The organism is Lutibacter sp. (assembly GCF_041596795.1).
GTDB lineage: Bacteria > Bacteroidota > Bacteroidia > Flavobacteriales > Flavobacteriaceae > Lutibacter.
Genome location: NZ_JBFHHX010000109.1, coordinates 1 through 10934, shown reverse-complemented (window position 1 = coordinate 10934; position 10934 = coordinate 1). Strand labels below are relative to the sequence as shown.

At 31.2% G+C, this 10934-nt stretch carries 6 protein-coding genes; all 6 read right to left on the bottom strand.

Going from position 1 to position 10934, the window contains the following annotated elements; all coding sequences use genetic code 11:
- Nucleotides 1-213 precede the first annotated feature (213 nt).
- Nucleotides 214-2574, bottom strand: a complete 2361-nt coding sequence (locus ABY298_RS11930; RefSeq protein WP_372746285.1) for an MFS transporter — start codon at nt 2572-2574, stop codon at nt 214-216.
- A gap of 11 nt (nt 2575-2585) precedes the next feature.
- On the bottom strand, nt 2586-4031 hold the full coding sequence (locus tag ABY298_RS11925) for a glycoside hydrolase family 30 beta sandwich domain-containing protein (protein ID WP_372746286.1): 1446 nt from the start codon (nt 4029-4031) through the stop codon (nt 2586-2588).
- Nucleotides 4032-4084: 53 nt separating this feature from the next.
- On the bottom strand, nt 4085-5098 hold the full coding sequence (locus ABY298_RS11920; RefSeq protein WP_372746284.1) for a glycoside hydrolase family 2 TIM barrel-domain containing protein: 1014 nt from the start codon (nt 5096-5098) through the stop codon (nt 4085-4087).
- Nucleotides 5099-5126: 28 nt separating this feature from the next.
- Nucleotides 5127-8588, bottom strand: a complete 3462-nt coding sequence (locus ABY298_RS11915) for a hypothetical protein (RefSeq protein ID WP_372746283.1) — start codon at nt 8586-8588, stop codon at nt 5127-5129.
- Between the two features lie 79 nt (nt 8589-8667).
- Nucleotides 8668-10011, bottom strand: a complete 1344-nt coding sequence (locus ABY298_RS11910; RefSeq protein WP_372746282.1) for a glycoside hydrolase family 2 TIM barrel-domain containing protein — start codon at nt 10009-10011, stop codon at nt 8668-8670.
- Between the two features lie 5 nt (nt 10012-10016).
- Nucleotides 10017-10934 (bottom strand): MFS transporter (locus tag ABY298_RS11905; RefSeq protein ID WP_372746281.1); only part of this gene is annotated, 918 nt, incomplete at its 5' end.

The following is a 10934-nucleotide window of genomic DNA, read 5'->3' as shown; positions in this document are numbered from 1 at the left end:
GCTATTGTTGGCTGAATATTGCGGGTGTTTTGACGATATCCACCATAAGACATTGCCAAATATTCTGGATTTCCCAAAATATCTTTTGCCGAAATTTCTTTCTTTTTCTCTGGTGATGCACAACTAAACATTAAAATTGACATAAATACAAACGCTGCTTTTTGAATTAAACTTTTCATAATTTATTTATCTAAACTTTTTTATAATTAAATATTAGTACTTTAAGGCTTCTTTAGTATCCCATAATCCCCAAGAAGTTCCTGCCCAACCTTCAAAATGAATTTTCCAAGATTCATCAAATGAAGAGAAATAAAACAAATCAATATTTTCCTTTTCTGCCCATAATTGAGCTTTAATATAATATTGCATTACATTTTCTTTTGATGGAATTGCCGCTCCAATTACCTCTCCTTTACTTGGCCAACCAGTTTCAGTAATAATTACTTTTTTACCGTTAGCTACTTCCAATGTTTTATGATACATTTCTTGAAGATGGAATCCTGCCATTTTTATATCTGCACCTTCCCAAAAAGGATAACAGTTTATTAAAATCACATCACATTCCTCAGTTAATTGAGGCCTATTAAAAAATTCGAAATAAGCATCTACATAACCAACTGGCGTATTATTTGATTCCTTTTTAACTTGCTTAATGTAATTTATAATTGCATTCTCATTCAATTCTTTTCTGTAAAGTACTTCGTTTCCAACTGCAGCAACATCTACTAAATTATTTTGAATAAGTTTTATTAAAGCTTGAATTTCAACATTATTAGCTTTCAAATCATTATTTATCCAAGCTCCAACCATTGTTTTAAATCCCATTTCTTTTGCAATTTTTGGAATTTTTTCATGACCATTTGTACAAGAAAATACACGTACCCACTTACTATAAGGTTTAATAACTTCTAAACGTTTTCTAATTTGTTCTTCAGTAATTTTATCACCAGGCTCTTGTCCAGATTCATACGCGCTAAAACAAATACCTGGCATTCCTTTTTCAAAAACTTTGGTAAACTCTGTTTGTAACTCATTATTTGATAAAGTAGTAAAATCAACTTTAGTTGTAAAAAAATGTGGGTATTTTTTGGTTAGTTCATTTTCCGAAAGATCCTCAATAGTAAGGTTTGAAAGCAACTTCATGTTTGAATATCCAGAAGGCTTTGGAACTTCTTTTCGTCTCTCTAATTCCTCTCTAATTTCGTGTGATTTTTGCTCTGTTACATCATAATCTCTCATAACATACATTGCTATTAATGTTCCTAAAATAGGAAGTCCAGAAAACGCAACTCTCAATCCAACAATTGCACCTTCAGGTTGTGTAGCAGCACCTGAATCAAATCCAACAGAACTCATAATTACCCCACTTAATCCACCGGCTATTGCAAAACCAAATTTAACCATCCACCAATAGATGGCTCCAAAAGTTCCTTCTCTTCGTTTTCCGGTATTAAGTTCATCTAGGTCTATTACATCTGCTGTCATAGACATCATTAAAACAAACAAACTTCCTATACCAAAAGAGAAAAATGGCAAGGCAAAAATATACATATAGGGTTTGCCAGGAATAAATAAAAACCATAACATAATATAACCCAAAATAGAAATACCCTGAGAAATTAAAAAGGCCTTCTTTTTCCCAACCATTCTAGATAGGCGTGTAACAATTGGAATAACCATAAATGTTGTTCCTAAGGCACCAAGACTACCAAAAAGTGTGGTCCAAACACCTGCTGCTCCTGCATCGCCATCAAAAAGATGGTAAACAATTATAAAAAAGGAAAATGCTGCAATAGTATTAAACGCATTATATACTAAAAAAGTGGCTATACATAGTTGTCTAAAAGGTTTAATAACAAAGGCTTCTTTAAAACCTAATAGTATTTCAGCTAAACTACCACCAATAGTTTTTAAACTAAGTGGTGAATATTTTTCGTTTAAAGTGGATTTACTTTTAATAAAAATAGCAGGTACCATAGCAAAAATCATACAAACAATTCCTACCCAAACCGCCAGTGTTCTTGTAGCAACATCTGCAGATTCAAATAAACTTTGGTCGTACATAATTACCCAGAACCATGGTGCAATAACCCAAGCCCATTGCCCAATCCATTGCGCTACCGCCATAATGCTAGTACGTTCATGAAAATCGTTACTCATTTCGTAACCCATAGCTACATAAGGCACACTAAAAATGGTAAGTCCCAAATAAAAAACAAAGGACCAAAGTAAAAAATATGTGAAATTATAATCTATTCCATTTACTCTATAAAGTTGCCACATTATTACAAATGAAATACCCATAATAATGGATCCTAAGAATACATATTGCCTACGACGCCCCCAACGTGATTTTGTGTTATCTGAAATAAAGCCCATAATTGGGTCTGTAAAGGCATCAAATATTCTAGGTAAAAAATAAATTACTCCCCACATCCATCCGGGAAATCCTAGATCTTGCACTAATACCACCATAAAAATACCCAAGGCAGCAGGAAACATTTGATTGGCAAGCATTCCTAAACCAAAAGCTACCTTTTGACCGAATGGAACTTTATTTACAATTGCAGACATAAATTTTAATATTAATTTGCAATAACTATTGTTTGAATAGCTTTTGCACTTATGGTTAAGTTAGTTGTTTTGTTGTTCAATGTTAATTCAATGGTTTTTACTTCATCACTTTCATTAAAAGCAATTACAGCTATTGATCCATCAGGGTTTTGAGCTGCGGTAACTTGTAAATCTTTATCGGTATTTTCAAAACCAATTCTTACTGCTTCTGGTCTAATAAATTTACTAAAGTGTGCCATTGTATAATATAACGGTGTAAAATACACTTCATCTTTTTCTGGATCTACAATTACAGGAGCTATACACCAGTTTTTAAACCAGTTTGGTCCTCCTTGTTTATCTAATACCATATTCCAGTCTACCCAACCATCAACCCAATTGTTTAAACAACCAATTATGTCTGCGGCATATCTTGTTACAGGTGAGTATTTTGGGTGCAAATATTTGTCTTTTTCAGGTGCCCAATCATATCCCCAATCTGTTGCTTCTTTTGCCCAATACCAAGCATCATCTTGCCAAACTGGTATTTCAGAATCTACACAAGCTTCTGATTGTATTAGTAATTTTTCTGGAGCTTTATTGTGTGCATATTGTAATTCTTCTGGATATACTTCATAAGTACTAGCGTACCAATGTATTGCTGTTCCTGCAAAATATTTTGAAGTAGCTTCATCTTTATACATAGAATCTACCCATTCTTTTAGGTGTTCGCGATTTTGATCGTATCCTAAAATTTTAAGATCTCCTTTACCGTCTGCTTCTAATTTTGGTCCTAAATAATTTTGAACAAAGTTGGTCATTTCATCTGGTGAAAAATGCATACTTTCCCAGTTGTTACCATTTCCAAGAGGTTCATTTTCTACTGTGAAACCCCAAATATCAATTCCTTCTGCTTTATAAGCATCTACATATTTTGAAAAAAACAATGCCCAAGTATCATAATATTCAGGTAATAATTTACCACCAACCCAATGGTTATTGTCTTTCATCCAAGGAGCTGCAGACCAAGGCGATCCAAAAATTTTGAAACCATCTTTTGAAGCTGCCATTGCATCTTTTATAAATGGAATTAAATCGTCTTTATCTTCCTGAATAGTAAAATGTTCAAGTTCTTTATCACCTTCTACAGGCGTATATGAATAATTACTTACTGAAAAATCGCAAGAATTCATATGAGTTCTGGTTAATGAATAATTTGCACCATCTTGGCTAAAATAGGCATCTATTATTTTTTTACGATTTTCTGCACTTAACTTATTTAATAAATAAGCTGAAGACTCTGTAAAAGCTCCTCCAAACCCAGTTATTTTTTGAAATTTTTCTTCAGGTAAAATTTTTATTGAAGCTACTTTATCACCTGTTGTAAATTCTGTTACTTTAGTAAGTTTATTTCCGCTAACTGAAGTTTCATATACTTCTACAGATAATTGTGCTGGTTTTTCTGTACAGCTTACCATACTAAAAAATAAAATTGCACTAATACAATAGTTTATTGTTTTCATATTTTTAACTAATTAGTTTTATTGTTTGTATACATTTGCTTTACAATATCAAATGCTTTTTTCTTATTCCTTGTCATATCAACAATTCCCCAATATTCTTCATTTGGTGTTCCATCGTATGGCACTCCGCTGCTATTTGGCGCCCAACCTCCAGGGTTTTGAATATCATTTTCTCCTGCTTTCCACCAACCATCGGTAAATGAAAACAAGGTTACTCCTAAAGTTTTTTCTTTGGCATTAAAAACGGATTCTAAAATGTTTTTAGTAGCGATTGCTTGGGCAACTTGATTATCTCCTTGCTCAAAACCATCTTTTGAAATGGTCATATAACTATCCGCACCAGCTTCAGAAAGGTACATAGGCTTTTTACTTACCTTCTCCCATTCTTCAAATAAACTTGTTGGATTATCCCATCGGTATACATTCATTCCCCAGATATCAATATTTTTACACATTGATAAAGATTGAGCGTTTGGTAATTCTCCATGAGCCGTTGCAACCGGATGATTTTCATCTATTTTATGAATACTATCAGCGGCATTATTAAGAGCAGTGTACCAATTATTAATATCATTTTCAAACCATTCTGGATGATAATTATATTCATTCCCTAATTCCCAAAAAAGAATTGCTTTATGATTTTTATATTTCTCTATATAATTAATAAACGACCCAGATAATATGTCGAAATTTCCATTTTGGTTGTATCCAAAACCAATAATAACTTTAATTCCAGCATTATTAATTTCATCTAAAACTTCTATATTATCAATGGGTTCATAAACTCTTATTGTATTAATTCCTGCTTCTACCATTAGAGCCAAATCATTGGTTAAGTTAGAAAAGCTTCTTTGGTTACTTCCTACAGGAACAGGATGATAACAAATACCTTTAATAAAATATGGCGACTTATTTACAAATAATTGATTATCAATAGTTTTAACAACTTGAGAATCTGCAATATTTGAACAAGAAGTTAAAATTACAGTAAGTATTACCAATATTTTAATATTCTTTATCATTATTAACACTTAGTTTAATTTAAAATTATTATGAATTTAAAATTGATTCTTTTTGAAATGATACTTCTATCTTTTCAACATTACCGGTTCTATTAAAAATTTGAGTGCTACATTCTAAATCTAGTTTTAACGCTTCAAAATGAACTTTAGAACCATCTTTAAATAGTACATCAATTCCATTTTTTGGTGCTATTGTATAACTTACCGGAATTTGACAATACGTAAAACAAAGCGAATTAGCATTTAATGGAATTTCTTTTGGTTCTTGCTGAATATTGAAATAACTGAACGTTTTTGCTTGTTTTAAAAATTCTGAATCTTTTAGTAATCTTGGACTAAAATGAATAGTTCCTTGTTTTACAAAAACTCCCAATTCACCAAATCTGCTTAACACATCTTCCTTAACTTGTCCAGTCATTCCAGGTTGTTGTGCACCTTTTCCTCCAGGTGTATGAGAATATGGATCTGTTGGGAAAGCGCCATATAATTTTGGCGATTTATGCACACCAATACCTTCGTATATTTCAAAATAATGATCGAGCATTTTACCTATTAACACATCGCTTTCATTATTTTCAATTGCTTTTAAACAGTTTTCTTGCACTGCTAATAACAATTTTGAAACCATATGCCAGTAAATTGATCCAAGACCTTCATACCCGAAAAATGTTCCCGATCTTCCTGTAAATGCTTTATGGTTAAATATTTTTTCAAATACACCATGTACCAGTTTGGTATCTTTTTCTATTAACTCTTGGTATACTTCTGGAAGTTCATTTAACGCTTGCTGTAAACTATTTGCATTGTTAAAATTTCCATTAAAATGATAATTTCCTAAACAATCTACCTGTACAATTTGTGTATTTCCATCTTTTGTTAATTGTTTTAATAAAGATGAATTTTGAACATCGGTTTTGGCAATATTATTTTTATCGCTAAATCTTGGTAATTCTTTATTTGGATATAAAATATAACTGTATTGATCTGGTCTAAACAACGCGCTTGCTTTTAAACCATTTAATACATCTAAGCTACTTTTTGAACAAAGATATCCAGAACTTAACACCGCAACCTGACCTTCTAACATTTCTGGCAAATACGAAATTGAAACCTCTTCGTTGCTTTCTACGGTCATTAAATTATACGCGTGGTATAAATTATCTGCTCTTTTATTAGCATCAATTGAATGATCTAAATATTGAAGCGTAACTTTTGTAAAGTTTAATAAATCTGCTTTTGAAATTGTGTCTTTATCACTAGAGAAACCACCTTCGTATACACTTGTTCTGTAATTACTTGCTGCAATTCCAAGTCCATCTAAAACGGTTTTTCTATCTTTATCAGAAACTTTTCCTGCTAATATTTTTTTGTTAGATGATAAAGTCTCTACAACTTCATTAAAGAATGTTGCCAATTCAATAGAAATTTCAACGGTTTCTAAATCTGATTTTGAAACTGTTTCTTCTAAGAAATTTAAAAATCTTCTTAAGTAATATAGGGTTACCATAGAAACTCCATTTCCTACCAATGCATTGTTTGCATCGTTCCATTCTGGACGTTGTGTATTCATCCAAATACCACCTTCAGGAATAAAGTTTGAAACTTTTGCCAACACAGTTACCAATAATTTTTCTATAAGATTTACCTTATAAATAAAATAATTTTCATCGCGCAACAAAGCACCATCTGCTCCTAACTGAATTTTCTTTTCGTTAATATATTCATCTAACTCAACATCAAATTCAATAGTGTCTTTTGGGTTTTTTAAAATATCCTCATACTTTTTAATTTTATATGGAACATTGGCATACACAAAAATTTCTTGACTAAAATAACTTGCTAATTTAGTTGGGTAATGGTTTTCTATAAACTCTAAAAACTTTAATAAATAGATAATTTGATGATCTCCCCAATAACCAATATACGACCAAGGATTATCTGGTTCTACAGTTTCCCAGTCAAAACCATCTTTTGTAACGCGGTAAGGGTTATAACCTTCAAAAGTTGTTGCGTTTAAAAACTTATGAATCATACTTTCTATAAACGCAGGATATGAATGTGCTAAGGCTTCCCAGTTTTGGAAAATATCGCGCCAGTTTCCTTCATAATCTAATATTTTTGAACCATCAACTTCACTTGTTGTGTTAATAGAAAACTTGTTCCAAGGTCTACTTGGATCTCCGTGTCTTCTACTAAATTTTAATGGCATATACTCAAAACAAAGTCTTTTGTAGTTTTTATCTGTTTGGTTATTTGCTAATTCTTTTAAGTATTCTAATGAAAATATTTCAGGAAGATTTGCCAAATCATCTTCTTTCTTTTTGAACACTTTTTTATTAGCATTTGCAATATATTTTATAAAATCTGCTTTTTCAATTTGATAATTAAAATCGAAAATACCACCACGCATAATGTTAAAAAGTGTGTTGGAGAAATGACGTGAGTTAATTAAACTATCATTAGACAGCTGTATTCCATCTGATGCGCCAGAAAGTTGAATTAACTTAGTGGTTCCGTCTTCTATACTAGCTTGAATTAAGGCTGCTAAATTTTGTTCATTTTTAATAGTTTCCTTAATTTTTTGTACATCAACAATTGTTTGATTTACATTAGCAATAAGCATCCAATTTTTTTCGGAATTTGCATTTAAAGTAATTTCTGAACACGTAAAATAAGCTCCTTTTTCGGCTTTTACGTCAACTTCTTGAACAATGTCTTTTCCTTTTCTAAAATTTGCTAATTGAGTAGATGACAATAAATATGTTGGATTTTCAACTCCAACAGACCAAACAATGTTTGCTTTTAAAGCTTCACTTGGTTCAGCCTTATCAACAATTATAGCGCTTAATGCATAAATACCTAATCCTGCTTCTGTTTCTAATTCACATTTTTTATATGCATCAACAAGATTGCTACTTGCGTTTTGTAAATCGGAAGGAACGCCGTAAGGTAAAATATTCTGAATTCCATCTAACACAGTAACTTTTAAAATTTTATTGGTGTTATTTACTATGGTAGATTTTTTTACAAATCCGTACTCACTACTTGAGTTCCATTCATATTTAAACGTAACACCTAAATCGTGATTAATTTCTTCAAAAATTACTTTGTTTCCGTAGCTATTTTTGTACAAATTTCTACTTATTTTATAAACACCTTCATATTTATTTGAAAACGGTTCCCATAAATAAGTTTTACCATCTACGTGAATTTGAACGCTAGTTTTACTACCCGTAATTTCTGCTGATTCCGTAATTTTATCATCAGTATAATATGGAAACAATGCATAATTACTATTTTTTCTTCCTGCACTTAATCCTCCATTGCTTGATATAAACATCCAATGGTTAGAATTACTTACAATACTCATAAAAAAAGGTCTCATTTCATTTACATTCGCAATTTTATAATAACTTTCATTTCCAATAGTTACCAAATCTCCTTTTACGTCGTTCACTTCATAAGAAGCTTTATTTTCACCTATATACATCGAAAAAATTTTTACTTGTTTTTATAATTTTAATATAGAGACTCTTTTAAAAGTCTTAAATTTTTTAATTTGTTCTTGTTTAATTCACTTTAAAAGGAATATTTGCTGTTGCCGTATGGTTTTTACCATCTTTTACATACGCAAACAATCTATAAACTCCTTTTTCTGTTGGCGCTTTAAACACTAAATTTCCGTTGGTATTACTTATTATATCTAAAGTAACTGCGTCTGGTCTTTTCTCAAAATCTCCACCATCTTGTAAATCTGTACTTTCTTTTAAAATTTCCCAATTATAATTTAAAGTATCATTTTCAGGGTCTTGAATTTTAATAGTTACTGTACATTTTTCATTGGCTTTTACCGTAACATTCTCGTATGCTGTTTTGTTGTTCATTTGAAACGATACAATTTGTGGAGATCTATTTTCTGGCCACGTGTTATTGTTCCAAACATAATGCATTACATCAACCGATTCTGTTTCACTTCCATCTTCTAAAAAAGTACCATACCACGTTGGGGTACGTTCTTGTTTTTGTCCCCATAAAAACACATAAGATCCAATACATTGTAAAGAATCTGCTTTTATAGCTATCTCATATCTTTTTAAATAGTTTGAAGCTTTTACGGTACTATTTTCTTCAATTGGAGCATTCCAAGATGTTTTTGGAACTTCCCAATGACCAGTTGCTCCCCATTCTGTAACCATATATGGTCCTTCCCAACCATAATCTTTAATCATTTGTGGCAACTCATTTATTTTACCGTACAACTGAACAGAAAGTATATCTAAATCTGAACTACGTTCTTTAATATAATTAACATCTTGTTGCGAAATACCTGCAAGGGTTGATGTTGTTAAATGATTTGGATCAACTTCATGAATCATTTTTGATATATCATTTACCGCATCCCAAACTTTAGGATTTGTGGCTCTTAAATTTAATTCGTTTCCAATTGCCCATATTAACAAAGCTGGATGATCTTTTAATGCAATAACTTCCTTTTTAATTCTCTCTAATTGTTCCTTTACAGCAACCTCATCATTATAATCAAATCCGTGGCGTTCTCTAGCAACTTCAATTCCCATAGTAACCATTAAGCCGTATTTTAAAGCTTCATCTAAAACTTCTTTTGCGCTTTGTTCGCCATTGTCCGTTCTCCAAGTTCTAAAAGAATTTCCATTATGTTTTGCAACCGATGCAATATTTCCAAACTCTAATCCAGCTCCTTTAATATAAAACGGCTCATTATTTACATATAACTGAAATTGCCCATTATTGTTTTTTAATTCAACTTTGGCTGGTTTATTTATTGCAGTTGCAGTTTTAGTCACTTCTTCTTTTGTTTGTGGCTTTCCTGTACATCCTACTACTAAAGCACTACAAACAATAATTTTGATTACTATGTTCTTTAAATTCATCATTATTTCTAATTTTTTACTAAATCAAACTCAATTTGCTCTAACGATTTTCCTTTGGTTTCTGGCAATATTTTTAATAAAATAAAGAACCCAAATACGGCAATTACTCCAAATATTAAAAAACTCATTGCGTTTCCTAAATTTGATAACTCCCAAGGGAAAATTTGTTGCACTACCCAACTGATAAATGAGTTTACAAACCCAATAACACCAATTGCCAATCCTCTATATTTATTTGGAAATAATTCTGATAACATTACCCACATAACTGGTCCTAATGAAAAAGCAAAACACGCTATAAAACCTAAAATTCCTAATAAAACTAAGGTAGCGTTCATGGTAATAGCAGCTTCTAAAATAGCTCCTTCATTTTTTGCATATACTTGGTTTCCTAAAGCTGATTTCATATCATTTTTAAAATCAACATCATTAGTATAAACTTTATCTACAAAAGGTTCTAGTTGGCCAATTTCAACAGTATCAAATTGAGCTATTTTTTCTGATGTAAGTTTATATGTTGCCTGATTAAAACCATACGCACAAACTAATAAACTTACTGCAATACCTGCAATACCAACTAATAGCAATGGTCTTCTTCCCATTTTATCTATTAAAAATATTGCAATAATTGTAAAAAACACTGTTGTTAAACTCAATAAAATACCTGATGCAAAAGCAGCATCTGTACCAATTCCTGTTTGTTTAAATATGGAAGTTGCATAAAAATAAACAGCGTTAATACCCGTAATTTGTTGCAATACTCCTAACACTAAACCTACAATTAAAATAAAGCGCAAAGAAGGTTTTAACAATTCTAAAACCGAAACTTTTTCTTTTGATTGTTGATCTTGTATATTTTTCTCTATAGATCCAATTTCAACTTTTGCTAATTGCTCTCCGTATAAATTATTTAATACTTTTTTAGC